25 protein-coding genes and 1 other annotated feature are annotated in these 26,471 nt (G+C 51.0%); of the genes, 17 read left to right on the forward strand and 8 right to left on the reverse strand.

What is annotated here, in order from left to right:
- The first annotated feature begins 110 nt into the window (after positions 1–110).
- Together NZD86_RS07845 and NZD86_RS07850 are read left to right on the forward strand one after the other, a co-directional pair.
- On the forward strand, positions 111–1,160 hold the full coding sequence (locus NZD86_RS07845; RefSeq protein WP_268045947.1) for an Ldh family oxidoreductase: 1,050 nt from the start codon (positions 111–113) through the stop codon (positions 1,158–1,160).
- A 12-nt stretch (positions 1,161–1,172) separates the two neighbouring features.
- Entirely contained in the window at positions 1,173–1,853 is a 681-nt protein-coding gene (locus NZD86_RS07850; protein ID WP_268045948.1) for a FadR/GntR family transcriptional regulator, read from the forward strand.
- A 146-nt stretch (positions 1,854–1,999) separates the two neighbouring features.
- Here the strand turns inward: NZD86_RS07850 and NZD86_RS07855 are convergent, their stop codons facing one another.
- On the reverse strand, positions 2,000–2,710 hold the full coding sequence (locus NZD86_RS07855; RefSeq protein ID WP_268045949.1) for an iron-containing redox enzyme family protein: 711 nt from the start codon (positions 2,708–2,710) through the stop codon (positions 2,000–2,002).
- A 211-nt stretch (positions 2,711–2,921) separates the two neighbouring features.
- Here NZD86_RS07855 and NZD86_RS07860 point away from each other — a divergent pair, with 211 nt between their 5' ends.
- Positions 2,922–3,308 carry a hypothetical protein gene (locus NZD86_RS07860; protein ID WP_268045950.1) on the forward strand — a complete coding sequence of 129 codons (387 nt, stop codon included), beginning with the start codon at positions 2,922–2,924 and terminating at the stop codon, positions 3,306–3,308.
- A 627-nt stretch (positions 3,309–3,935) separates the two neighbouring features.
- Here NZD86_RS07860 and NZD86_RS07865 read toward each other — a convergent pair.
- A complete protein-coding gene (locus NZD86_RS07865) occupies positions 3,936–4,088 on the reverse strand; it encodes a hypothetical protein (protein WP_268045951.1) in 153 nt (50 codons plus the stop codon).
- 182 nt (positions 4,089–4,270) lie between these two features.
- Here NZD86_RS07865 and NZD86_RS07870 point away from each other — a divergent pair, with 182 nt between their 5' ends.
- The 3 genes from NZD86_RS07870 to NZD86_RS07880 all read left to right on the forward strand — a co-directional run bounded on the left by NZD86_RS07870 (position 4,271) and on the right by NZD86_RS07880 (position 7,255).
- A complete protein-coding gene (locus NZD86_RS07870; RefSeq protein WP_268045952.1) occupies positions 4,271–5,026 on the forward strand; it encodes a PIG-L deacetylase family protein in 756 nt (251 codons plus the stop codon).
- Positions 5,027–5,039: 13 nt separating this feature from the next.
- Positions 5,040–6,344, forward strand: coding sequence for an MFS transporter (locus NZD86_RS07875; protein ID WP_268045953.1), 1,305 nt, complete (start codon positions 5,040–5,042; stop codon positions 6,342–6,344).
- 128 nt (positions 6,345–6,472) lie between these two features.
- Complete coding sequence (locus NZD86_RS07880) at positions 6,473–7,255, forward strand: Cof-type HAD-IIB family hydrolase (RefSeq protein ID WP_268045954.1); 783 nt, start codon at positions 6,473–6,475, stop codon at positions 7,253–7,255.
- Between the two features lie 127 nt (positions 7,256–7,382).
- On the opposite strand, the gene NZD86_RS07885 is transcribed toward NZD86_RS07880, so the two are convergent.
- Positions 7,383–8,441, reverse strand: coding sequence for a 5'-3' exonuclease (locus tag NZD86_RS07885; RefSeq protein WP_268045955.1), 1,059 nt, complete (start codon positions 8,439–8,441; stop codon positions 7,383–7,385).
- Between the two features lie 115 nt (positions 8,442–8,556).
- Positions 8,557–8,712, reverse strand: a complete 156-nt coding sequence (locus tag NZD86_RS07890) for a hypothetical protein (protein ID WP_268045956.1) — start codon at positions 8,710–8,712, stop codon at positions 8,557–8,559.
- 156 nt (positions 8,713–8,868) lie between these two features.
- On the opposite strand from NZD86_RS07890, the gene NZD86_RS07895 reads away from it, so the two are divergent.
- Positions 8,869–9,825 (forward strand): ribokinase, encoded by a 957-nt coding sequence (locus NZD86_RS07895; protein ID WP_268045957.1) that lies wholly within the window; start codon positions 8,869–8,871, stop codon positions 9,823–9,825.
- A 74-nt stretch (positions 9,826–9,899) separates the two neighbouring features.
- Here the strand turns inward: NZD86_RS07895 and NZD86_RS07900 are convergent, their stop codons facing one another.
- Entirely contained in the window at positions 9,900–11,321 is a 1,422-nt protein-coding gene (locus tag NZD86_RS07900) for a glycosyl hydrolase family 18 protein (protein ID WP_268045958.1), read from the reverse strand.
- Positions 11,322–11,423: 102 nt separating this feature from the next.
- On the opposite strand from NZD86_RS07900, the gene NZD86_RS07905 reads away from it, so the two are divergent.
- Positions 11,424–12,173 carry a glycerophosphodiester phosphodiesterase gene (locus NZD86_RS07905; protein ID WP_268045959.1) on the forward strand — a complete coding sequence of 250 codons (750 nt, stop codon included), beginning with the start codon at positions 11,424–11,426 and terminating at the stop codon, positions 12,171–12,173.
- On the opposite strand, the gene NZD86_RS07910 is transcribed toward NZD86_RS07905, so the two are convergent.
- On the reverse strand, positions 12,109–13,305 hold the full coding sequence (locus NZD86_RS07910) for an MFS transporter (RefSeq protein WP_268045960.1): 1,197 nt from the start codon (positions 13,303–13,305) through the stop codon (positions 12,109–12,111). The genes NZD86_RS07905 and NZD86_RS07910 overlap by 65 nt on opposite strands.
- A 100-nt stretch (positions 13,306–13,405) precedes the next feature.
- On the reverse strand, positions 13,406–14,803 hold the full coding sequence (locus NZD86_RS07915; RefSeq protein WP_407655246.1) for an NAD-dependent malic enzyme: 1,398 nt from the start codon (positions 14,801–14,803) through the stop codon (positions 13,406–13,408).
- A 166-nt stretch (positions 14,804–14,969) separates the two neighbouring features.
- Between NZD86_RS07915 and NZD86_RS07920 the strand changes: the two genes are divergently transcribed.
- From NZD86_RS07920 to purK, 8 genes are all read left to right on the forward strand, one after another.
- The gene (locus NZD86_RS07920) at positions 14,970–16,061 is read left to right on the forward strand and encodes a PucR family transcriptional regulator (protein ID WP_268045962.1); all 1,092 of its coding nucleotides are present in this window, start codon (positions 14,970–14,972) and stop codon (positions 16,059–16,061) included.
- 95 nt (positions 16,062–16,156) lie between these two features.
- The gene (locus NZD86_RS07925) at positions 16,157–17,308 is read left to right on the forward strand and encodes an ABC transporter ATP-binding protein (protein ID WP_268045963.1); all 1,152 of its coding nucleotides are present in this window, start codon (positions 16,157–16,159) and stop codon (positions 17,306–17,308) included.
- A gap of 15 nt (positions 17,309–17,323) precedes the next feature.
- On the forward strand, positions 17,324–17,584 hold the full coding sequence (locus tag NZD86_RS07930) for an HPr family phosphocarrier protein (RefSeq protein WP_268045964.1): 261 nt from the start codon (positions 17,324–17,326) through the stop codon (positions 17,582–17,584).
- A gap of 225 nt (positions 17,585–17,809) precedes the next feature.
- Positions 17,810–20,524 (forward strand): phosphoenolpyruvate carboxylase, encoded by a 2,715-nt coding sequence (ppc, locus tag NZD86_RS07935; protein WP_268045965.1) that lies wholly within the window; start codon positions 17,810–17,812, stop codon positions 20,522–20,524.
- A gap of 233 nt (positions 20,525–20,757) precedes the next feature.
- Positions 20,758–21,717, forward strand: a complete 960-nt coding sequence (gene pfkA / locus NZD86_RS07940; protein WP_268046822.1) for a 6-phosphofructokinase — start codon at positions 20,758–20,760, stop codon at positions 21,715–21,717.
- A gap of 33 nt (positions 21,718–21,750) precedes the next feature.
- On the forward strand, positions 21,751–22,818 hold the full coding sequence (locus tag NZD86_RS07945) for a class I fructose-bisphosphate aldolase (RefSeq protein WP_268045966.1): 1,068 nt from the start codon (positions 21,751–21,753) through the stop codon (positions 22,816–22,818).
- 26 nt (positions 22,819–22,844) lie between these two features.
- Positions 22,845–23,339 carry a 5-(carboxyamino)imidazole ribonucleotide mutase gene (gene purE / locus NZD86_RS07950; protein ID WP_268045967.1) on the forward strand — a complete coding sequence of 165 codons (495 nt, stop codon included), beginning with the start codon at positions 22,845–22,847 and terminating at the stop codon, positions 23,337–23,339.
- Complete coding sequence (gene purK, locus NZD86_RS07955) at positions 23,329–24,510, forward strand: 5-(carboxyamino)imidazole ribonucleotide synthase (protein WP_268045968.1); 1,182 nt, start codon at positions 23,329–23,331, stop codon at positions 24,508–24,510. Before purE ends, purK begins: the two co-directional genes overlap by 11 nt.
- Positions 24,511–24,633: 123 nt before the next feature.
- Here the strand turns inward: purK and NZD86_RS07960 are convergent, their stop codons facing one another.
- On the reverse strand, positions 24,634–24,768 hold the full coding sequence (locus tag NZD86_RS07960) for a hypothetical protein (protein WP_268045971.1): 135 nt from the start codon (positions 24,766–24,768) through the stop codon (positions 24,634–24,636).
- A gap of 325 nt (positions 24,769–25,093) precedes the next feature.
- Positions 25,094–25,355 (forward strand) — a binding site (T-box leader).
- A 39-nt stretch (positions 25,356–25,394) separates the two neighbouring features.
- Between NZD86_RS07960 and pheS the strand changes: the two genes are divergently transcribed.
- Positions 25,395–26,444: a phenylalanine--tRNA ligase subunit alpha gene (gene pheS / locus NZD86_RS07965; protein ID WP_268045972.1), complete on the forward strand. Its 1,050-nt coding sequence runs from the start codon at positions 25,395–25,397 to the stop codon at positions 26,442–26,444.
- Positions 26,445–26,471: the final 27 nt, after the last annotated feature.

Consider the following 26,471-nt stretch of genomic DNA (forward strand, 5'->3'; position numbering starts at 1 on the left):
TGTAGTTGACCCTCTTTCATATTCAAAATATAATAGCATTGTGAGGTAATACCACATACCTTGATGGCGGTTCAAGTCTTACGAAGTCCACGGGAAGGGGCAATTTCGCCATGGAAGGACGCTTTGACATTGCAACACTAACAGAAATTGCAACCGCATGCTTTGAGAAAGCAGGTGTACCGCACACGGATGCGGCGTGGGCGGCCTACAGTTTAGTCAAAGCGGACTTACTCGGGCGCTCCACTCACGGCTTGTCTCGACTCAAGGCATATGTGACAGCAATCGAGGCCGGTAAAATCAACCCAACGGCGAATGTGGAGGTATCCCAAACCGGTCCATCGAGTATTATGGTGGACGGCGATGGAGGACTGGGCCCAGTCGTTGCCAAACACGCCATGGACGCGGCCATCTCGGCTGCGAGAACATCAGGTGTGGCCGCTGCCGCCGTCCATCACGGGAATCATGCCGGAGCGATGTCGATCTATACGACGTTGGCGGCCGATGCAGGTATGATTGGGCTCGGTTTCAGCAATGCGCAGCCAGCCATTCCTCCTTGGGGTGGCCGCAGGGCGTTCTTCGGGACGAATCCGATAGCGATGGCTGCGGGGATGGACCTGGACCAGATGTCGGTCGATATGGCAACCAGCGTTGCTGCACGTGGTAATATCATTCTGGCTGCCAAAACCGGGCAGCCTATTCCGGACCACTGGGCTATTGACGAGAACGGCGTACCCACGACGGATGCGAAGGCCGCATTGGCAGGCGCTGTGTTACCAATGGCTGGGCCCAAGGGCTACGCGCTCGCCACCATGGTCGAAGTGCTCGCCGGTGTGTTGACGGGAGCCGCTGTGGCGGATGAGGTCGGATCGATATACGACGCCAACCCGGAGCCAGCAAATACAGGGCTATTTTTTCTCGTCATCGATCCCTCGTATTTTGTGGGAACCGAGCAATTTCTGTCGCGATTGGCTAAGATGGAAAGGGATATCCGTGCCGTTCCCGTCGCTGAGGGCTATAACGAAATTCGACTGCCTGGCGAAAGAAGCCGGATGAACTTAGAACGCGGATTACAAGAGGGAATTGCGCTGTCTCGAGAGACGGTGCAAGAGATAGAATCACTGTGTCACAAATACGATCTGCTTTGGGGCACGAATCAATAAAGGGTGACGACGATGTTTCAACCTGTATCTGACAATATGGCGCTCAGCCAAAAGATCGTGTCCCAGTTTACGGACGCGATGATCCGGGGTGAACTTAAACCTGGGGACCGGATTCCGCCTGAACGGGAGCTGGCCACCATGTTTGGGGTCAGCCGAACTGCCATTCGCGATGCGATAAAAATTTTGTCTGGACAAGGGTTGCTCCAAGTCCGACACGGTGTCGGGATTTTCGTAACCGCTGGCAAACCCATGAGTTCCGACGTATTCGACGTGACGCACGGCAACCTACGAGACTTATTTGACATTCGAAAGGTCCTTGAGACCGAGGCGGCCGCTTGGGCAGCCACGCGCGCAGAACCAGATCACATTGCCCGTTTAGAAAGTATTCTGCAAGACGCACTGGATCATCAATCCGATCTCGCCCGCCTCGCCGAGCGCGACGCACAATTTCACGTCGCAGTCGCTGAAGCATCACAGAATATGCTGCTGGTACGGGTTATGTGGACATTGCTGGACGCATTGGCCGAGAGTAGGCAGGCTTCTCTGTCGGTGCCCAATCGAGCTCAGCAGTCTCTATTGGAGCACAAAACCATCGTTGATGCGATCCGGCAACACGATGTTCAATCCGCCCGGGCAGCCATGCACCTGCACTTAAGCAGCGTTGAGGAATCTGTTGTACATAAGAATGGGTAAATCCTTTTCTTCTCATGGATAGAATGATTGATTACGTTGCCGAAGGACTAACACGACAGCAGTCATGTTAAAAGCGGCCAAAGGGCCACAGGCCATCCGCGGGAGTGGCGGTTGACCTGTTCGATATCGGTCGTATACGAACTTGTTTAAATATGCCCGAGCATTTCTTCGTGTAACTGAGCATACATCTGTGCTTCAGACCTAGCGATTTTAGCGCCAACATTGTACATGATGTCTAAGTCTTCTGGCGCGGAGTATTGGACGAGAATATCTTTGCACAGTTGATAGTGTCTCGGCTCGTGTTCGTCGGCATGAACGTCCCAGAACAGGAGATTGAGTGGCTGCTCATTGTAATTGGGGTGCCTTAAACCATTTGCTATCTCCCCCATCACGGTTCCAGCAAACATCTCGGACCCCAGGCCAACGGCAGCCATCGCTTCTAACGGAGTGGCACGATGGAAAAAGTCGATGAAATACTGTATGGCATTCGCAACTGCTGATGACATTGGTTTCGGCGGCATGCCTCGCTCGTCCAATTGAATATGTGGATGGATTGAAAATAAGAATGTCTTGTACAACTGTTCGTGCGACTTGCCAGGGACTCCATGCCCGGCTTCGTCCCACAAGTTGTCTGCAAGTGGAACCCACCATGTATCGAGCGGGGGCATGGCGGAAATAGCTGCTCCAAGAACCCGCGGAAAGTGTCGACTGTAATACGAATATTGAACAGCGAAATACTGTAATTGGGGAATGGTATATTGACCGCTTCTCAATGTGCGGAGAAAGACACCATTGATAAACTCCTCATCAACCAGATCATCCAAAGCAGTTTCGAGATCCGCGTAACTGTGAAACATAACTGTTCCTCCTAGAGATAGATAACAGCTAGAGTGTAACAAATCCCCGCCAAGTGTGCTGTACAAAAAGCGTTGTTGTGGTGCAATAAAGAACCATAGCGAGCATAAGTAAACGAGGGATACAATGTGATTGTATGGTGCTTTTACCTTGTAGGCGGTATGGTGACAATTAGAGGCCTAATGAACGGTTTGATGTAAGGAGAGACATCGAATGACAGACGATGCACGTGTTTTGACGAATGCCGAAATTGACTTTTGGGAAGAGAGACGATCCACCGGCTTAACGAAACATCTGGTAGCAACGATACGTGACTTGCAACGTCAAGTAGCAGACTTGCAGCAAGAGCGGGATATCTGGACCGAACGATTGCGACATTACGAAGCTTCCGCGTTTGACATACAGGAGATAGCTGACCGCTTACAGTCTCAACGAGACGCTTACAAGGCTGCTTTGGAAAGGTATAACGAGGCAGCTGATAGATTTATTGACAAGGTGGATCAAGGTTTGGCCAAGAGCAAGGAAACATATAACGATTTGTATGATGCGCGACGTCAGGCTAGTGAAGCTCTAACCAAATATGACGAGGAGAATACTTGATAGGATTAATCTGCAGGCGGTTGCGTCAAGCGTACTTTGGGAAACTAACGCCTTACATATGGAACCTCTCGCTTGTTTAATATTGTGAGTAAAAGCAAATTGGAATTAGATAATTCACCTAATGGGGCCGCAGAACCCAATAAGGAGCTGATTTTCCCTGTTAGTAGCAGTTAACCGACGTGTGTTCGATTCCCTCGACGACAGCGTCCTTGGGTGGGTGTGTATGGAACCAATTATGGTACCACTTCGTGGTAAAAACCCTGCGGTAAAGTCTCAAGTATACTCGGCATTAACTGACGGTCATTATCAGAAACTTATGATGTTTCTGTTGATGACCTCCAAAAGGACCCAAGTCTATTGGATACGGTACAGACACTTTACTGCCACTTCAAGGAGTTCATTCCATCTACGCTCCAACTGATTGGAACATATGTACGCAACAAACCCGAGGAGTTCGTTGAGATATCAGGTTGAGTATATTTGTCTCCCAGGGCTAATACGTCAGTCGATCGCCGAAATGGAAAGTGGCTCCTGTGACCAGGTATATGGATACGCTTTGACGTTTACGCGCCCCGGATCACATGGTCACGAAAGAACCCACGTATTACAACGTGGGCTCTTCCTTAACTAACGAAGAAAACTGAACAGGTCTGTCACGGCCTTTTCGTCATTTAAATACCTCGATTGTTGTTCCGGCGTTTTAGCTGTAGCAGCTTTCACGGCATAATACAAAGCGGCAGCCGCGAGAGCAAACAGTGCGATGGTTCCAAGTTCTTTCACTCCGTCCGACTCCTTTCTTGAGTGGGTTCGTCCATATCTTACCCATTCCGGTGTTCTTTTTGCGGTTCCTAGAAACAAGAAAAACAATTCCTGTACCTCTCTATGAAAACAGGATAGAATCGAACATAAGAAAGCGCTTTCTAAAGTTCGCGAAGTCCTGCCACCAAAAGGGGTAATACTCCATGAATATTCGAAACGTGTTGGGGCTGCCAGAGGTCCTAGATGTTAAAAAGGTCATTGCCATTCAACCGCATCCGGACGACAACGAAGTGAATATTGCGGGAACGCTTATGGAATTGCACAACAGAGGGTGCGAGATCGTTTATGTCACAGTGACTGATGGCCGCGCAGGTGGTTGGGGGACCGTTCAAGACCCGAATCAAATTGTTCGTGTACGAGAACAAGAAAAGATCAATGCAGGAAAGATGATTGGCGTTGATAAACACATCGATCTTGGGTTTCCCGACGGAGGTAACTATGACATCGAAACACTAACGAAGCGTTTAGTGGAAATTTACCGGCAGGAGAAGCCGGATTTGGTGTTTACTGTAGACCCTTGGATGCCCTATGAAGCCCACCCCGATCACGTGAAAGTTGGCCGCGCCGCCTCTTCCGCACTGCTATTTTCAAATAACCCTATTTTATATCCGATTGAAACACACGACGTTTTTCAAGTGCCTCAGATCGCTTTTTATGCCACAAGTTATCCCAACACTTGGATCGATATAACGGCAAATTTTGAGCGGAAAATGGAGTCTATTGTGGCCCATAAGAGCCAGTTTGACAACGAGACATGGTCGTTTGTAAGGCTTTATTTTGCCGAGGCGGCAAGCGAGGCGTACCTCCGAATTTCTACAGAAACAAAGGGGTTCGCCGAGACATTGAAGGTACTGGCACATATGGAACTCCACTCCGTTCCCACCACGTTGTTCAGCTAAGGGAGGAACAGCCATGGTTCCGTTTCGTAAACGTGTCGCGTACAGCTTGAATCAAATCGGTGTGAATTTGCTTTGGCAAGCGTTCAACACGGTTGCAGTATTTTATTACGTGACTGTGTTGCATGTCTCGGCGACAGCAATCTCTACAGGAATGATCGTGTACGGCATTGTTAATGCGTTTCTCAACCTATTCTCAGGCTTTCTCAGTGACCGAACCAATACGCGACTAGGACGGCGAATTCCTTACATTGTCTTTGGCGGCATTCCGTTGGTCGTGCTGTTTTACTTACTGTTTCACCCCTTCGTGACTGCAAAGGGGTCATTGCTCATCTATTTCTTGGTTGTTACGTTGTTGTTTGATATTTGTTTTACTTTTGTCGCGCTAAATATCGGCGCGCTGTTTCCGGAAATGTACCAGCAACCTAAGGAACGTTCGAGCGTCGTTGCACTCCAACAGCTCTCCGGAATTATTGGGATGATAGCCGGTGTTGCACTTTCGAAGTCCCTGGGGCAATCTATGGGTTGGTCGGTTATGGCGCTTATATTTGGTCTTGTCACGGTGATAACGATTTATGTATCCCTATCCGGATCATTTGAAAATCCGGCATATCGCGAGGAGCCGCTCCATTTTAAAGAGTCTCTCCGCGAGACATTCAAGAACAAGCGATTCGTTGTTTATGTTTTCGCCAGTTTGTTTATCCAACTGACGACGACGATGTTTACTACCATTTCATCGTTTTATAGCAATTATGTGGTGACACTTACCCCTTTGCAAAGTTCACTTTTCTTAGGACTCATGTTCATTGTTGCCATTCCCTTGTCGTTTGTGTGGTCGCGCATCGCATTGAAAATTTCTAACGTCAAAGCCGCACTTGTTACCACTGTGCTGTTTGCCATGATTTCGCTTTCATTTTGTTTTGATGAAAATCCCGTGTCCGTCATTGCCACAGGAGCATGCCTCGGGGTTGGAGTTGCTGGCTTCATGGTCATCATGAACCTCCTGCTCGCAGACGTGATCGATCACGATGCTGAACACACAGGGAAACGAAGAGAGGGTATGTACTACGGTATGAATGGGTTTATTGTACGGATCGGGATGTCGCTTCAGTATGCCATTATGGGCGCATTCTTTTGGATGACAAAATTTAACGCTAAGGAAACTGTGCAGTCTCATAACGCTGTCATCGGACTTCGCTTTCTCATTGGTGGATTGCCGGTGATTCTTTTGCTCATTGCATTTATACTCTTGCTGAAATATCTACAGTACTGTGAGCCGCGGAATAAAGAGACAGATTTCCACAAGACAATTGCAAGATAACAGCAACTTTACTCTTGTCGGACGCAAGCCTTAAACTACAGTTTGGTGTTCGCGATCACGATAGTCGGATATCACCGATGTTCCTTGTGTAACGTTCATCAAATATTTAGTAATAACTGGAGGCCCAGATGTCCTATAAAGCAGTTTTCTTCGACATAGACGGAACACTGATCAACGAAGAAAAACAGATACCGAACACGACGAGAGAAGCAGTTGAACGATTGAAGGGCAACGGGGTAGACGTATTCATAGCGACTGGACGAGCTCCAAGTCAGTTTCGATTCGTTGCAGATGAATTTGGCATCGATTCGTTCGTCACATGCAATGGGGGATACGCAGAATATCGTGGAAAACCGGTCTTCGGGAATCCGATCCCTCGTCACACATTACAATTGCTGAGCGAGCAAGCTCATGAATCTGGACATGCCCTCGTTTTTGCTGGAAGTGACGCATGCTATGCAACGGTGGACCAACACCCCTTTGTCACGGAAGCGTTTGACTATCTCAAAATCGTGAAAAAGCCCGAGTTTAGCCCGGATGTGTGGAAGGAAACGGATATTTATCAGGTGTATCTCTACTGTGAGGAGCCCAAAGAGCAACCGTACATCGAAAGGTTTCCTAACCTGAACTTTATCCGTGCGCACAAGCTGTATTTGGATTTATTTCCGAAGGATGTGTCTAAGGCGGGGGGGATCGAAGCAATGCTGCATCATTTAAAGCTGACTCCCGAGCAGGTGGTCGCATTTGGCGACGGAATGAACGATGTTCAAATGCTTTCCTATGTTGGAATGGGGATTGCAATGGGAAATGCCCGTGATGAAGTCAAATCCTATGCGAAGTTTATTACGAAAGACGTAAACAATGGTGGAATCCTGTACGGTCTTGAAAAAATCGGCTTGCTTTCCTCTTGAGTTCGTATCGTCTATTGAATAGATGATTACTTGGCACCCAAGTCCCGTATGAAATCCTTATTCACGAGTGCGTGACTTCGGTAACGGACGGGATTTGGGGAACCACTTTTTTACGAACAGGCAATTTTTAACCGACCAATTCGGTAAAGAAGTTAGGAAGTTTTTTAATCAGACTGGCGAATTCGAGTTCGATAAATCGCTCATGCATGACTTGTACGTTCAAATCCAGTCTTAAGTCGTCACTTGTCACGGTGTCCAATGCTTCAAGGTCTGTTCGAATCGTCGCCAGTACCTTGCTTAATATTGCAGCTTGTTTGCCAACCAGTTCTGTATCCGATTCTTTCAAGAGGTAGGCGAGCGGTGATCTTGCGATGCCCAGAGCTTTGAACAGTAGTTTCATCTCCGCTTGCTCTGCAGAAGTCATATTTTCAATGTAGTCATACAAATTTTCAACCGTTTGGAATTCTTGAAGTAACGGGACAGAAGCTTTTTCACCAATTCCTTTGACTCCTGGGATATTGTCACTGTTATCGCCTTCCAGCGCCTTCTTGTCCACCATTTGGTGAGGCTTCAACCCGTATTCTTCCTCGAACGTCACCGGTGAGTATTCAAATACGCCATCGGGGATGGCCAGTTCTTTCAAATTGAGGCTTCTTACCTTGTATAATTCTTCTGCCTTTGACGTCATCAACCACACACGCGTTGATTCGCTGATCAGTTGGAGTGCGTCTTGGTCCTTTGTGAGGATGTAGACAGGCATCTCAGACTCGAATTTGCGTGCGAGCGTTCCGATAATATCGTCGGCCTCGTAATCGTCCAACCAAAACTGAGGGATGTTTACCGCTTGAAGCAGTTCTTGCATTGTGCGATATTGCTCACTCAATATTGGCAGGGCGTCTTCTCGATGGCCCTTATACTCACCGTATAGTTTTCGGCGAAATGTATTTCGGGACACATCCCACGCGACTGCGAAATGGGTGGGTTTCTGCCGTTCAATGAGGTTCAGTAAGATTCTTGTCATCGGATACACCGCGTTTGTGTATACGCCTTTGGTCGTGCACAATGCCTTTTTTCGTAGGTATTCTTCCCGATCCGCCTGATCCTTTAACCTATAGTAATCTCGCGGAACATTTCCAAAAAAAGCTGTTGTCAAGAGAGAAGAACCGTCTATCAAAATGAGCTTCATTTCAACACCTCGTCATCAGTCAACCTTATTGTAGCACGATAGGTCGATGTCCGAGTGGCGTGGCATGGAACGGAGTTACACCCTGCCAGCGGATCGCTAGCAGGGCACAAGACTATCATTGTGTTATTCCATCATCGGTTTCTATTGGTTGAATCTCATTTGTACTGCCTTTTTTGTTGCGATTCTTTGTCGGGTTCTCTTTTTCAAGTTGATCAAGCTGTTGCTTTACAGTTTGCGATTTTATCATATGACTCTTGTTGTCGTTATTCATTATCCACTACCTCCCTTGACCATGCTCATTCTTTCCCGATTATGTTGAGGAAACGAATAAAAATTTATTCAAATCATGAAGATTTATTTTGTGCTCTGAGCCCGATGTAAAATATCCTATGGCCCATTCAAATGTGAAAATGAGAGGCGGATTTACATGGGTGGTATTTTGGTTGTAGGTAGTATAAATATGGACGTGGTGATCCGCGTAAAACACCATCCAGTCCCTGGCGAAACGGTGCGAGGATTCGAGACCGCATATCATCCAGGTGGAAAAGGAGCGAACCAAGCTGTTGCAGCCTCGAGAGCAGGGAGCTTCGTGAGAGTGTTTGGCGCTGTAGGCAACGATTCGTTTGGGGAAACGCTTCAGTCAGCACTTCTGAACGATGACATCGACACGCAATTCGTTCGCATGATTGATAAACCCTCCGGGGTGGCCCTTATCACGGTTAGCGAAGATGGTGAGAATACGATTATAGTTGCGGGCGGCGCGAACGAACAGTTGCGGGAACAGGACTTGATGGACGCGGATGGGAACGGATTGTGGGACGGGATCGATACACTTCTCGTTCAAAACGAAATCTCGCCCGACGTGACAAGGCTCGCAATGCGACGAGCCCATGAGCTTGGCATACATGTCGTGTTCAATGCATCTCCGGTCGCAGGTATCACTGTCGATTGGATAAAGCATGTGGACACGTTGGTCGTCAATGAGACGGAGGCACAAACGCTAGCGGACCAACCCGTGATGACGGTGGACGAGGCTAAACAAGCGATTTCCCGTCTTTTGCATACAGGTCCTAAGTCGGTCATTGTTACGCTAGGTGCACAAGGAGCCGTGTTCGGCTCATGGAAAACAGATGACGACGGTGAAATCGGTCAAGGGATACACGTAGTCAGCCAGTCGGCGTTTGATGTGCCCGTTGTCGACACAACGGCGGCTGGGGATACATTCGTTGGGGCACTGGCCGCTGTGCGATCCGCTTGTTCCGACACATCCAAGGCACTGAGGTTCGCTGCGGCAGCGTCAGGACTTGCCGTGACGAAAATGGGCGCTCAAAGTTCGATCCCGACGCGACGTGACGTTGAGATGTTCTTAGCCGAGCGTAAGTGAACAAATGACAGTGTGGTGACGTTTGTACAAGTTCGGGCGCATCACACAATGGTGCGATGCGCCCTGTCGCGGCGTCACTTGAAGCTGTTCAGCAATTGCGCTTCACTGCTGTCTTCCAGGCCCGCGTGCCAAACCGAAATGCCGCCGAGACCGTACTGTTCGGCGAGATTGACCCTAGGTGTCAAACTCTGCACGGTTTCGTAGTATACAGTGTGTGTCACGCCGTTCGTTGTGTAGGAGTAGTAGGGTGCCTGATCCAAGACGTCCCATTGCGGCGTGATTCCATTCTGTGCCGCGTAATTCTCTGCTGTTTTGTCGCTGTACGCTTCCGCAGGACCGGAACTCCAATCGTACGCATACGCGTCTAAGCCAAGGATGACCTCCTGCGGTGGCATTTGACTGACGGCGTACTGGACCGACTCGTTAACCCACCACAACGGTGCGATGGCACCTGGTTGGCTGGTTGGGTAACTGAAGTCGTAGGCCATGAGAATGACCTTGTCAACGGCGGCTACGATGGCACCGAAGTCATAGCCCGCGTTCCACGATTCTTTCGTGGGGTCGACCACGGCGGGCAGATCGACAGACAAGGTTTTACCTTGTGCGGATAAAGCGTTGTGAAGGTCCTGTAAGAAAGTGACAAAGTTTTGGCGCTGGTCAGACGGCATAAACTCAAAGTCGATATTGACGCCGTCGTCCCCATCACGTTCGATCGCGGCGACGATGTTCGACTCAAGTTGCTGTCTCGTCGTCTGGTTACTCATGACGCTTTCCAGTGTCCCTTTGTCCATTGAATCCACCCGGGCAATGGCCTGAAGGCCGCGCGCATGCGCGAATGAGACGACAGGTGTTTGTCCGTCGCCTGAAAGCGAGCCGTTTGCTTGGACATCGTAGGCGGAGGATGCGAGGACATTTGCCCCTGTTAACTGCTGGCTTATGTCATCCAACGACGCAGATGTATTCGTCACAAATGCCACGTTCCACGGTGTGCTGGTCGGCATTGGAGCGCCCGTTTGGAGGGTCCATGTCGTTCCGTTCCATGAAGACTGAACACCGGCCTGTGTGAGGAGTTGCATGACATACCAGATAGGCATATATGTTGTGGGTTTGTGACTGTTGGGATCGGGGCGAACGATGGGCATCACACGGTGAATAGGTTGGCCATTTAGTTCAAGTGTGGCACTCCCGGTTCCTAAGGGACCGTTGTTCATGTTCGTCTGTACACCTGGTGGCGTGGTGAAGTTCCAAAGGTTGCCCTGCCACGTACTCTGAAATCCAGCCGGCTGAAGGGCGTGCATAATATACCAAATAGGCATGTATGTAGTCCCACCTGACACGACGCCGTACACGTTTGCGGTGTAGTTCTGATACACGATCTGCTTTTTTTGAAGGGTCGAAGTTGCAAACGCAGTCTTTGCCGAAAAGCATAGAATCGCTAGAGATAGGGTCGCTGCGGCAGCGCCTGCTGCCCGGCCTATTCGGGGTCTTTTCTTCATCGGGTTGATTGTCTATCCTTTCCGGCATAGGAGAGTAAAGCGGTTCCTTGTCTATCAGACTACGAATAGATTCCAGTCAATTCAACAGGAGGATTCCACCATATGAGAAAAATTCCGTTATGGGCACATCGCGGCTTCTCGGGCAGATATCCAGAAAACACGATGGCTGCATTTATCGCTGCCGTGGAGATAGGGGCAAATGGTATTGAGTGCGACGTGAGGAAAACAGCAGACGGATGCTTTGTCATCATGCATGATGAAACGGTGGATCGAACGACAAATGGCAGTGGTTCCGTCGCAGACATGACGCTTCAAGAGTTGATTGAGCTTGATGCCGGTATTGGTTACGACGTCGCTTTCGAAGGTGCCCGTGTTCCAAAACTGTCAACGGTCCTCTCCTACGTGTCGCGCAGTACGGCCCTCATCACGCTGAATTTGGAGTGGAAAATTCCCATTCGCAGTCGTCAGGACGTTGAACCGGTACTCAAGTGGATTGAGGAGGCTCGACTAACGAAGCACGTTATTCACAGTTCATTCGACGTGGGAAGCCTGGAAGTGTTGCGACAAATCAGTCCGAAATTGCGAATCGGATTGTTGACGGAGCCGGGCGAAGACGGCTTCACGACGGCGAAACGAATTGGGGCGCAGGCGATTCACCCGGATTACATGGACGTGACGCCGCGTTATGTGAGGCGGGCACACCAAGAGCACTTCTTCGTGCACCCGTACACCGTTAACGATCAGAAGGGGTTTGCCTGGCTAGCCGAGTGTCAAGTGGACGCCGCCATCACGAATTGGCCGGGGGAACAGTGGCTGATGCCATTCGATGTCGAGTCTTCTCCAGTCCTTTAGCGACACTGGTGGCGATGAGAACCAACATGAGTGAGACTGGAATGAGCCAAAACGCCACTTCGATGCTCGTTGCCGTCGCCACGATCCCGATGATCCAACTGACAAAAATTCCGCCGATACCGGCACATGTAAACAACAACCCGAGCACACGACCCGTTTCCTTGTCAAACGCTTGGCTTGCGATGTGAACGATGGTTGGGAACGTAACCGCGAAGCCAAAACCAGATAGAACAAACAAGAGTGGACCATTGCTATCGAGTAGTGCGATGGCGAATAGAATCAGTGAAAATATGGAACTCCAAGTGATGCTTCCGTAGGATCCTAGACGGTGTACCCAAAGCGGGCCACTCAATCGTCCAAATGTGAAAATCAGGTAGAATCCGGTCAAATACCAGGAGCTTCGTGTGACACTCATGTGATCGGCATGTACGAGGTAAGTCGGTAACCATGCCGCTGTACCCCCTTCAGCTACCACATAGAGCATGATGGCCAGGAGCAGCACATACATGAGCGGTGAGGACATGGCCCCGTGATCTTTTGGTTCATTCGCGTTGTGTGGTTCAGGGGCCGTTAATGCAGGAAATTGATAGCGAATGGTAGCTGCCACGGTCGCGATGCAGAGTAAACCGACGGCAAAGTAGGGGGTGCTCCAGTGCCCGGATCGTGTGGCTATCCAAATGACAACGGCGGGGAAAATCGTTGCCCCCACACCGTAAAAACCGTGCAGTAAATTAAATCCGGAAGATTCCGCTCGAGACGACTCGGCCACAGCTGGAACGACAGCATTGACGCCGATTTCCAACCACCCCATGGCTAATCCGAGCAAGAAAAAGCCAATCCACAAAAGGACGTAAACTTTAGCGAGGGGAACAACAACGAGCATCGCGCCCATTGCAACGCTGCCAAACAAGACGGTCCGCTTCAGGCCAACTTGGTGTATGACAAATCCGCTGGGCAGACTTCCTAGCAAATAGCCAATGGAGTTTGCCGCGAACAAGAGACCAAGCTCTGCATAGGTGATATGCGTTTGCGCTTGCAAGAGAGGGCCTGTTGCACTCCTCATGGCATCAATGGCGCCATAAAGGACCATCGTCCAGAGTGCGAACACAAACGCAAAGCGAAAGTGCTTCAATGTTCATCATCCATTCAAAGAAAAAGTCCAGGTGATCATACACCTGGACGCAATGACACGACAATTGGTTTTCTGTTCGGCAAGCAAGTAGAAAAAAGAATTAGTAATTGTCGACGTGAACGACTTCGCGGCGTGCTACGCCTGAATCGTACGCAGCTTTTGCAACTGCATCCGTCACTTTTTTCACGACCGTCTGGTTAAACACGGACGGGATGATGTAGTCTTCCGTCAGTTCTTCTTCCTTGATGGCGGAGGCAATGGCGTGCGCGGCTGCCAATTTCATTTCTTCGTTGATGGTCGAAGCACGTGACTTGAGTGCGCCCTTGAAAATCCCCGGGAAGCACAACACATTGTTGATTTGGTTCGGGTAGTCCGAACGTCCAGTTGCCATGACGCGAACATACGGTGCGGCTTCTTCTGGCGTGATTTCCGGTGTCGGATTCGCCATTGCGAACACGATGGGATCGCGCGCCATTTTTTGAACTTGTTCAACCTTCAGTACACCCGGTCCGGAAACGCCGATAAACACGTCCGCATCGACGATGGCGTCATCCAGCGTACCGGAGACGTTCTCTGGATTGGTGTTTTCTTTGTACCAGTTCCACATTGGAATGTCGTATTCTTTGCCACGATGGAGCACACCCTCCAAGGTGACGCCAAGGATGTTTTTCACGCCAGCGGCCAGCATCATCTTGGTGCAGGCAACGCCAGCCGCGCCAATTCCCACAATGACAACTTTCAAATCTTCCAACCGCTTGTTGACTAGTTTTGTCGCATTGATGAGGCCAGCGAGCAGGACGACGGCGGTACCGTGTTGATCATCATGGAAAACGGGGATGTCAAGTTCCTTCTTCAATCGCTCTTCGATTTCGAAGCAACGCGGCGATCCGATATCTTCGAGATTGATCCCACCGAATACCGGTGCAATGCTCTTGACAATTCGCACGATTTCATCTGGATCTTTCGTGTCCAAACAAATTGGAAACGCATCGATCCCGGCGAATTGTTTAAACAACATCGCCTTACCTTCCATGACTGGCATTGCAGCATGCGGACCAATGTCACCCAACCCAAGAACTGCGGTTCCATCTGAAACGACAGCAACCGTGTTCCGTTTGATGGTCAACTGGTACGCCTTGGACGGGTCCTCGTGAATGGCTTCACAAACTCGAGCCACGTGCGGCGTGTACACGCGCGACAAGTCATCACGGGTCTTCACTTGAATCTTTGGCGTGACTTCCAATTTACCGCCGAGGTGGACGAGGAACGTTCTGTCCGATACGGCTACGACGTGAATGCCCGGCTCACTGTTGAGCATGTCAGAAATGCGCTTACCGTGATCGCGATTTGTTACATTCACTGTGACGTCGCGCACGACGACGTCCTTACTGACACGGATGACGTCGACAGCATTGATGTCGCCGCCTGCAACGCCAACTAAACTCGCAACTTTTGCAAATGTGGTAACAGAGTTGGCGAGCTCCAACCGATATATCAGGCTAATGCCTGGATTGCGCACTTCCACGTACGATGACCTCCCATTCGTTCACTACACGTGTGGCATCTTGATAGTACCAAAGTAGATAGGATCGGGACAATGTTTGACCAACCAAATTGATGGAATGTACGTTACAATAATGTCATGAAAATGGCGGGGTGAGCTTGTGGCCTGGTGGAAGGAACCTGTAGAGCGGTGGAAAAACGCGCTAGGACTGAACTATGTCGTTGAGCCGACAACTGAAGACCCATCGCATGGGACGGGATCTTGGTGGTTCGAAGAAGACAGATGGTATTTTCAGTTGGAACCGTTCACACGGATTGGCTTTCTTGACTGGGATGCGCCGGCTTCTGTGCGAGAAGCCCTCGGCTGGACCATCTTGCACACGAAACCCGCCACAACGAGCGCGACGAATGAAGTGAACATACATTACGGTTCCTTGGTTGATTTAGATGTCACGGCACTTTCGCATGAAGTTGGAAAATCGAAAGCACCGTATATTCCCGGCGCGGAACACTGGGTGTATCCAGGTTATCTGTTCATACTGAGGCGCAAGCGAGTTGGGGACGCCGACAGTCGTGATACTGGACTTCAGTGGGGACAGGTCGTTCCAGACGTCATCTCGGCGACGTTTGGACAGGTTTGGCACGCCAACGTTGGGGAAATGAACGATATCATCTTTTACGTTCCACTCGTGCAGCTTGAAGAGGCCCTCGTGGACCTGCCCGAGACGGCCGAAGCACAAAGCGTCGTGCAAAGCCTCAGTAGTTTAGCAAACCTCATTTCCATGGCCATTGCCGAAGACGCGTTGATTGATGCACGCGTGAGTGTCTCCAAATTGATTGCAACGCCATTTGACGTCCACTCAGGCGTTGTAACGGCGCTTCTTGCCCTTCGATTGGCGTCGTCCATAAAGCAAAACGCCACCGTTTACGGCGAACATCCCCTCCAATTGTTGATGCATCTAATCAGCAAAGAGGTTCGTCAGTCATTCATCCACGTGCTGATGGAACGATCGGCGACACCAATGGAAGAGTGGCCGGAGGATTGGTTGGACATTGTCCAAGGTGTTGTCAGGGCGAATCTAAACGTCAGTGAAGCGGCGAGACACCTGTATGTACATCGAAACACGTTGCTGAACAAGATTGAACGCATTCATCAGCTCACAGGGTATGATGTGCGCGATGTCAGCGATGCCATGATTCTCTACCTCGCGTCGTGGATGCAGCCACAACAACTTGCACGGAAATCCAAGTAGGAAACGGTGCAGGCTGCACATAGGGTGATCGCACCTAATCCGGTACACTGTGATCACATACTGATTGCGCTTTCACACCAGAGGAGGAATCAAAAGTGGCAAGAGTACAGCTGAATCATATCTACAAGACGTACAGTGGTACTTCCGATCCGACCGTTAAAGATTTCAACCTGGACATTCAGGATAAAGAGTTCGTCGTCTTCGTCGGTCCATCCGGTTGCGGTAAGACGACGACGCTTCGGATGATCGCAGGATTAGAAGATATCACCGGCGGGGATTTGCTCATTGGTGAACGACGTGTGAACGACGTTGCCCCGAAAGATCGCGACATCGCAATGGTCTTCCAAAACTACGCGCTGTATCCGCACATGTCTGTCTATCAAAATATGGCGTTTGGATTGAAGCTTCGCAAATTTCCCAAGGCGGACATCGACAAGCGGGTCCACGAGGCTGCGAAGATTCTCGACATCGAACATTTACTAGACCGGAAACCAAAGGCGCTGTCCGGTGGTCAACGCCAACGTGTCGCGTTGGGCCGCGCAATTGTCCGTGAACCGCAAGTGTTCCTCATGGACGAACCGCTGTCCAACTTGGACGCGAAGCTGCGTGTTCAAATGCGTGCGGAAATCCGTAAACTGCACCAACGCCTGCAAACGACGATGATTTATGTCACACACGATCAAACGGAAGCCATGACGATGGGCGATCGCATCTGCGTCATGAAAGACGGTATCATTCAACAGGCTGATACACCGCAAGTCGTGTACAGTCAGCCGAAAAATATGTTTGTCGCTGGTTTCATCGGCTCACCCGCAATGAACTTTATCCAGGGCGAAATCGTAGCTGAGGGAGATAAGTTCTACTTCCGTGCACCGTCCGTTTCCATCTTGCTGCCGGAGGGGCGCTATGGGCTGTTGAAGAGCTCCGGTGTCGTCGGGAAGCAGGTTGTTCTCGGAGTGCGTCCAGAAGATCTGCACAACGAAGAAGTATTCATGTCCACCTATCCGGATGCCGTTCTCGACAGCAAAGTTGAAGTCGTCGAGCACATGGGTTCGGAAATGTATCTGCACTTGGGTGTCGGGGCCCAATCCATCATCGCGCGCGTCAATTCGCGTTTCCACTTCCATCCTGGCAGTGAAGTGAAGTTGGCTGTCGATCTCAACAAGATCCACATTTTCGATACAGAGACTGAGGAATCGATTGGGTTCGCAAGCGTTTCGCAAAAACAGCCGGAAGTTACGGTTTGATGGGAGTGAAGCAGCGTGATCGAACGGAGTGTCAAAATTGAGTTGGCACAGGGGCTAGCGGCTCGACCTGCCGCTGAATTCGTCAAGCGCGCAGCCTCGTTTACGAGCAGTGTACACATCGGAAAGAATGGCCAATTTATCGACGCGAAGAGCATCTTGGGCGTCATGTCGATGGCGTTTTCACGCGGGGAAGAACTCATTTTACAGGTCGACGGTGCGGATGAAACCGCCGCCGTTGAGTCACTCGTCGAGCTGCTGAGCAAGGAAGGTCTATAGCGATTCGCTTTGGATGCTGTCGAGTCTTCTGTACCGTGAAGCCTGAGGTTATCTGTGGGAGTCTAGGATAAAAGCTGGTTGTGCGCTTGCTTATTGCAGCGTACGACCAGCTTTTTGACTATTACCTTCTCGGGTGGGGCGTCCCCGTTGCGCCATGTGCAGAGTTCGGTTTAAAATTGAGAAATGTCAGATAAATAAAACACTGATAGGATTGGAGGGACATCCATGCAAAACGATGCACCCTTGCACCGGGATATACGAATTCTCGGTGATTTGTTAGGTGAAGTACTTGTGGAACAGTGTGGACAATCCGTGCTCGATCACGTCGAGGCCATCCGCAAATCATCCAAGTCATTTCGACTGAATCCATCGGATGAGACGCGTTTGGCGCTGCGGACAGCCGTCGAAAGCGTTCCGACGGAATTGAGGAATGACACCATCCACGCTTTTGCTGTCTATTTTCAACTGGTGAACCTCGCTGAACAGCACCACCGACTACGTCGAAGACGCGATAATGAACGATCCCAGAATATCCAGCGCGGAACGTTTGATGAAGCCCTGAACACACTGAAACACCTCCCGATTCGTTCAGACCAACTGGCTGATTTACTTCAGGAAGTGGGCATTGAACTGATTTTGACGGCCCATCCAACTGAGGCACTTCGACGGACCGTGCTGGACAAACACAGTAAAATTTCAGCATTTCTCGAGGAAATGGACAATCCTCTGAGGACGCCGAGAGAACTCGATGAGTTGAAGGAGAAAATTCGTACCGAGATCATTGTGTTGTGGCAGACGAGATCGGTGCGCAAGCAACGCATTACCGTTATAGATGAAGTTCGTAACGGCCTCTACTTTTTGGACCAAATCTTGTTCGACGTTCTTCCGGAGGTTCATGAGAAGCTGGAGCGAGCTGTTCGTGAACATTTTAGTGACGAAGAAATCGCCGTTCCATCACTGATTCGATTCGGGTCGTGGATGGGTGGAGATAGGGATGGCAACCCCAATGTGACGCACAGCACGACGGCAGAAACACTGAAATTGCATTTCGATCTCGCCGTTACCAAATACGAAGAAAAACTGCTGCAACTTGGACGGGACATGAGTCCATCTATCGAACGTGTTGGTGCGGATGCAGAGTTTATCGCAACGCTACCAGAGCTAAGTGATGAGCCTTACCGAGCGAAAATTGATCAGATTGTATTGAAATTGAAGAACACACGGAGACGCGTGTTGGATGAGCCGTTCCGCGGTAACGCCTACATGAATGCATCCGAGTTGTACGATGATCTCAATTTGATGGACAAATCTCTGCGGGCACACCGCGGTGCGCGAATCGCGGATCAGTTTCTACGTCCGCTATTATTTCAAGTACAACTATTCGGATTTCACATGGTGACTCTGGATATCCGCCAACACAGTGGCGTGCACGAACATGCCGTTGCAGAGCTTACCGACGTGGCGGGACTGGGGAACTATCGCGATTTGTCGGAAGCTGAGCGAGTTTCATTCCTGTCGGCGTGCTTACAGTCCCCGCGGCCAATTCGAAACCCGTACCACGTGTATTCAGATGTCACGACAGAAGCGCTTGCCGTCTTTGATGTCATTCGTCGAGGACACGAGCAGTTTGGAAAAGCTTGTATTCAGGACTATTTGATCTCAATGGCACAGGGTGCCAGTGATTTGTTAGAAGTACTGCTCTTAGCCAAAGAAAGCGGGTTATTTGGGTGGCCGGATGGCCCATCTGCCGCACCGACCAGTGACATTCACGTCGTTCCCCTGTTTGAGACCATCGAAGACTTGCAAGCGGCACCGGAAGTAATGCGTTCCCTATTTGAAAATGCTGTATTTCAAAAACATTTGGCTGCACACGAAGGTCGTCAAGAAATCATGCTGGGTTATTCAGACAGCAACAAAGACGGGGGATATTTGACGGCCAACTGGTCACTGTACACCGCTCAGCGTCGACTCTTGGCGATTGCTGAGCAGTACCGTGTCAAGCTGAAATTCTTCCACGGTCGAGGTGGTGCGCTTGGTCGCGGGGGTGGACCTGTCGAGCAGAGTATTCTGGCGCAACCGAGTCAGGCACTTTACGGTCACGTGAAAATCACGGAGCAGGGCGAGGTCATTTCCCAGCGTTACAGTCATCCGCGAATTGCTGAGCGTTCACTTGAGTCGGCCACGGCCACCGTGCTCGTGGGGGCCGCGCAAGCCTCGGCAAATCAGCAAGATGAGGCGCCTGAAGCGTGGTTCGCATTGCTTGAGGATGCGTCCAAGCAGTCTTTTCAGGCATATCGTCAACTCGTTTTCGGGGACGACGGGTTTTTACAGTATTTCCACGAGGCAACGCCGGTGGACGAGATCGGAAAATTGAACATTGGCTCTCGCCCATCCAAGCGGACGCAGTCGGCTAAGATTGAAGACCTCCGGGCCATTCCGTGGGTGTTTTCGTGGACGCAAAGCCGTCACTTGTTACCAGCGTGGTACGGCTTTGGTCTTGCCATGGAGCATGTGCTGGCGCATCGGGCAGGAAGCTTACAAGCGTTCCAAGAGATGTATCAGCGTTGGCCCTTTTTCCGGACGCTCATTGACAATCTGCAAATGGCCCTGGCGAAAGCTGACATGCTGATTGCTCGTGAGTACGCGAGTTTGGCCGGATCGAACGGTGAAAGATTGTTCGCCTTGATAGAAGAGGAATACGCTCGAAGCCGCAAGGCTGTCTTGCTCATCACAGGGTATGATGAGTTGCTGGACAATCGGGCTGTGATCCAACAGTCCATTCAGTTGCGCAATCCATATGTCGATCCGCTCTCGTTTTTTCAAGTACGGCTCCTTCGCCAACTGCGCGATTCGGGAGATGACGTGTTGAAAGATGCGCTGCTGGCTGATGTCTTGTTAACGATTAACGGGATCGCAGCGGGTCTTCGAAATACCGGTTGAGCGCTTTCAATCACGGTGCTCCCCATTGCAAGATCCGCGCCTGTGCTCTACCATGTGAGTGTAGGCGCGAATCGTGTTTCGCATGGAAGTCGCTCACATGGAAGTATGGAAGTATGGAAGTTAATTGCATGGAAGTTGATCGCATGCAAGTGCTAGCCCAACCGCAGACCGCATGGTCGGTGGGACTGAATTTGTCAACAAGGGACGATTTCTGTCCCGTGGGGGTGGTCATCATCCGCAAGATTGGTGTTTTGACGAGTGGTGGCGATGCGCCGGGCATGAATGCAGGCGTTCGTGCAGTTGTAAGGGCCGCCATTTACCGGGGTCTCGAAGTGGTGGGAATACGCCGTGGCTACGCAGGCCTTTTGGATGGGGATTTCAAACCTATGGCGCTGGAATCGGTAGGGGACATTATCCAACGAGGGGGAACCTGCCTCTATACTGCGCGCTGTCTGGAATTTCTCACGGAGGACGGGCAACGGCGTGGATACCAGCGCCTCATCGATGCTGACGTAGACGGGCTGGTCGTTTTCGGTGGAGACGGTTCGTTTCGCGGTGCGCAAAAATTGCACAATCTCGGGATCAAAACTATTGGTGTACCGAGTACCATCGATAACGACATTGGTGCTTGTGACGCCAACATTGGCTTCGATACGGCAGTGCAAACGGCCATCGAAGCCATTGATAAAATCCGCGATACGGCAACGTCGCACGAGCGCACATACGTGATAGAAGTAATGGGGCGCAGCGCTGGGCACATTGCACTCTCTGCAGGACTTGCTGGTGGCGCCGAATCTGTTCTCATTCCTGAAGTCCCGTACAAACTTGAAGACGTGGTGGCAAAGCTACAACGAGGTGTGGCACGCGGTAAAAAGCATTCTATTATCATTGTGGCTGAAGGTGCTGGCCACGGTGGGGAAATTGGCAGGTACATCGAAGAGCACACGGGTTTTGACACCCGGGTAACGGTTCTGGGCCACGTGCAGCGCGGTGGTGCACCGAGTGCCACGGACAGAGTGCTGGCAAGCCGTCTTGGAGCGCACTCGGTCGAATTGCTTGTACAAGGGGTTTCAGGGCACATGGCAGCGACTCAGCACGGCGAATTGACGTCCGTGCCGTTTGACGAGGTCTTCCAGAGTGATCGCAAACCGGACAAAGCGGTTTATGAGTTGGCGGATATTCTTTCCATCTGAAGTTTCTAATTCATATGAGGAGTGAATTGAATCGTGATCGAACAGATTCGCAAGTATTTGGGAAACGAAGCAGAGGAACTTTTGACCCACAAGACGACAACCATTCCGTCGTCGTCCATCACAGCACCATCTCCAACGTATATTGACGACGTATTTACATACACCAATCGCAACAATCAAGTTCTTCGCAGTTTGCAGTCCTTGTACGGCACAGGACGTTTGGCAAACACAGGATACGTGTCCATTCTCCCTGTGGATCAAGGCATTGAGCACTCTGCTGGCGCTTCCTTCGCCAAGAATCCTGCTTACTTCGACGCCGAAAACATTGTCAAACTCGCCATTGAAGGCGGCTGCAACGGCGTTGCGTCCACGCTGGGTGTACTCGCTTTGACGAGCCGTAAGTATGCGCACAAAATCCCGTACATTGTGAAAGTAAATCACAATGAAATGCTGACGTATCCGAACCAGTATGATCAAGTCATGTTCGCCAGTGTGAAACAAGCTTGGGAGCTGGGTGCCGCTGGTATCGGTGCGACCATTTACTTCGGTTCACCAGAATCGACACGCCAACTGCAAGAAGTCAGTGAGGCTTTCCATTTGGCGCACGAACTCGGCATGTTCACCATCCTCTGGTGCTACCTTCGCAATCCGGAGTTTGTCAAGAACGGCGTTGATTACCATACGTCCGCTGACTTGACTGGCCAAGCAAACCATATTGGCGTAACGATTGAGGCAGACATCATCAAGCAAAAGCTGCCGACGAACAACGGTGGCTACAACGCCCTCAACATGGGTGAAAGCAGCTACGGCAAGACGGACAAGCGTATCTACTCGGAACTCACGACAGATCACCCTATCGATCTCACCCGTTACCAAGTCGCGAACTGCTACATGGGTAAAATCGGGCTGATCAGTTCGGGTGGCGCATCCGGCGAAAATGACTTTGCAGAGGCTGTCAAGACGGCTGTTATCAACAAGCGTGCTGGTGGCATGGGCTTGATTTCCGGCCGCAAAGCATTCCAACGGCCTATGAACGAGGGTGTTGAGCTTCTAAACGCCATTCAAGACGTGTATCTCTGCAACGACGTAACGTTAGCTTAAGGGACAGCTTAGAAAGGGGTAGCATCTTGGTTCAGCCTGTAGTAGGCGTCATTATGGGTAGCCAATCCGACTGGGAGACAATGGCTCACGCGTGTGCAGTTCTCGATGAGCTCGAAGTTCCATACGAGAAGAAAGTCGTTTCTGCCCATCGAACACCGGATTATATGTTTGAATATGCGAGCAGTGCCCGTGACAGAGGGATTCGGGTCATTATTGCCGGAGCAGGTGGGGCAGCGCACCTGCCTGGAATGGTAGCCGCGAAAACAGATCTTCCTGTCATTGGTGTCCCTGTCAAGACATCGACACTGCAAGGATTGGAGTCTCTTCTGTCTATTGTCCAGATGCCCGGCGGAGTACCCGTTGCGACGATGGCCATTGGTCGTGCGGGTGCGACGAACGCCGCTTTGTACGCTGCTCGAATTCTCGGCGTCACGGATTCGGCGCTGGCTCAAAGATTGGTTGAGCGGCGTGAGCGAATCGAGCAGGAAGTTCTGACGGGAGGCGAGCCGGGTGAGCAATGAAGCGGCGACGACAACGGTTGTAAAGCCGCCAGCGGTGATCGGGGTTCTTGGCGGCGGTCAACTGGGTCGAATGATGGCTCTCGACGGACGAAAACTCGGTTATCGATTTATCGTCCTGGACCCAACGCCGGATTGTCCGACTGCTCAAGTTGCGGACAAGCAGGTCGTGGCAGCGTACTCTGATGTTGACGCGGCACGGACGTTTGCGGAAGAAGCCGACGTTGTGACATATGAGTTTGAAAATGTAGATGCAGAGGTCGCAGCAGTTCTTGAGCGTTCAACCCTCGTTCCACAAGGCAGTAAATTGTTGCGAACGACACAACATCGGATTCGGGAGAAGACGACACTTCATGACGCTGGGTTGCCGGTCACTCCCTTCGCCCCAGTACGTTCCCTCGCCGACATTCACAAGGCGCTGGAGACGCTAGGGCCAAATCTCGTCATCAAGACCTGCCGCGGCGGGTACGACGGGAAGGGTCAGTGGATGGTTCGCTCAGAAGCGGATGTGGACAGGTTTCGCTCACAGTGGGAGGCCGTTTTGGCCGACACGAGCGATTCTGAAAACGATGAGCCAGCCCTGATTGCTGAACAGTTCGTCCCGTTTGTGGGAGAACTGTCGGTCGTCGTTGCACGCAATGCGCGGGGCGAGACGGCGGCGTTCCCGCCGTCGGAGAACATCCACGAGAACCACATTTTGCACCTTTCCATCGTGCCGGCCCGGTTCGACGACGCGGTGATGAACAGGGCCTTGTCGCTTGCACATCAAGTTGCGAATGCCCTTCAAGTGGTCGGACTCGTTGCCGTGGAGATGTTTGTTTGTGCGGATGGCACCCTGTTCATCAATGAGTTGGCGCCACGGCCTCACAACAGCGGTCACTACACGATGGATGCTTGTGTAACGAGCCAGTTTGAGCAGCACATCCGCGCCGTCTGCAACTTGCCGCTCGGTGCCGTGAAGCTGTTGACGCCAGTTGTCATGGTCAACATTCTTGGGCAGCACCTGGATGGCGTGATCGACAGGATGGATTCGATGCCGCCAAATGTGAAGGTTCACCTATATGGGAAACATGAGTCACGGACGGATCGGAAGATGGGACATCTCAATGTCTTGGCGGACACGGTCGAAGATGCACTCGGGACTATTTCGGATATGGGGATTTGGATCGTTTAGCACGTGTAGCGGACAACATGGGGCGGTCCAGCCCGTAGTAAATCTACGAGCGGGACCGCCCCTTTCATTTCACGCCCATTCAAGAGACACGGCGACATGTTCCATGGGCTCTATCTTGGCTGATCAGTATGCGATGCCAGGCGTTGCGACAGCGCCGCCGCCCATTGCTCCGTAGGCCGGGACAAGCAAGAAGAACAGAACGAAGATGATCAAGAAGACCACTGCCCATTGCGTGTAACCTCCGAAAATACCGTACATATAAACGCCTCCTCGCTGTTTTTGCGGCAGGTAGCCTGCCGACTACAGACTTACCTTATGTAACCGAACCCATGGGTTCCACGACATTCACCCATTTGTTTGGAGCGAGCGAATCATTTGGGCACGTGCCTGCACTGTCAAGCGACTTGTTGGGCTGAACAGTGATTGGCGGTCATGGAGGAGACAGTGGTGCAGGATTCGACCTGACTCAGCTATCCGGAACCCGTCGGCTATGCTAAGATTGTGCTGGAGGACCCAAACGACTAGACAAGCCGTTTGGTTGCGTCTTCCCCCAGATTTGCGTATACTCTGTAACGAATTTTATATTGTGGCATTGATGAGGCAAGTAAAGCAGGGCGATTCCACAGGGAGGTGCACCGCGACTGGAAGTGCACTGAATTTAGCTGCTTGAAGTTCCCCTCTGAGCCGCGGGGCTGAAATGAAACGTGTCCCACGATCACGTCCGAACCAATGGACGGTCTGAACACGGCAGTAGGCCTCGCCGGATAAAGTTTATCCGTTATCTTGTAAGCTGGGCGACTTCAAGTCGTCAATTAGGGTGGTACCGCGAGCAACTCGTCCCTACTGGGGAGTTGCTCTTTTTTGTTTACGGAGGAGGGAAATCATTGGATTTCACAGCACTCAAGGCACAACTTGACACATTGCGCGATCACGCAGTGACAAAGCTCGCTTCTGTCAGTGACACAAAGTCCCTCAATGAGTGGCGGGTGGCATATCTCGGCAAAAAAAGTGAAGTCTCGGGCTTAGCGAAACAAATGGGCGGCTTGGCTCCAGAGGAACGACCAAAGTTCGGACAATTGCTGAACGATGTGCGCCAAGCGCTTGAAGCAGAGTGGGAAGAAAAGCGGAACATTCTCGAGCGGGCGGAACAAAACGCTCGGCTGAGCGCGGAAACAATCGACATCACACTGCCAGGGCGCGAAACACAGCCTGGTGCATATCATCCAATTTCGCGAGTCATTCGCGAAATTGAGGATGTTTTTCTCGGAATGGGATTTATGATCGCCGATGGCCCGGAAGTGGAGACCGACTTGTACAATTTCGAAATGCTCAATCTCCCGAAAGACCATCCAGCGCGCGATATGCAGGATACGTTTTATATTACTGACGAGCTTTTAATGCGCACGCATACTTCACCCATGCAGGTTCGGACAATGCAGCGAATGCACCCGCAGGTGCCTGTGAAGGTGCTGGTTCCAGGCAGAGTGTACCGTCGAGATGAGGACGATGCGACGCATTCGCACGCCTTCACACAGATTGAAGGGCTCGTCGTCGACAAAAATATTCGCATGAGCGATCTCAAAGGCATTCTGGAACAATTCGCCAAGGCACTGTTTGGCGAAAATCAACGCGTTCGACTACGGCCCAGCTTCTTCCCGTTCACCGAGCCGAGTGCGGAAGTTGACCTCGTTTGTGTCCACTGCGGCGGCGACGGCTGCAGGGTTTGCAAGGAAACGGGTTGGATCGAAATATTGGGATCTGGCATGGTTCATCCGCGCGTCCTTGATATGGCTGGATACGACAGCTCCATATACAGCGGCTTCGCATTTGGTATGGGGGCGGAACGAATCGCCATGTTGAAGTACGGGATTACAGATATTCGTCAACTGTACCAAAATGACTTGCGTTTCTTGCGCCAGTTCACGGGTGCTTAAATCGTCATTCATGAAAGACAACGGTCG

Origin of the sequence: Alicyclobacillus dauci (assembly GCF_026651605.1) — a bacterium.
Classification (GTDB): domain Bacteria; phylum Bacillota; class Bacilli; order Alicyclobacillales; family Alicyclobacillaceae; genus Alicyclobacillus; species Alicyclobacillus dauci.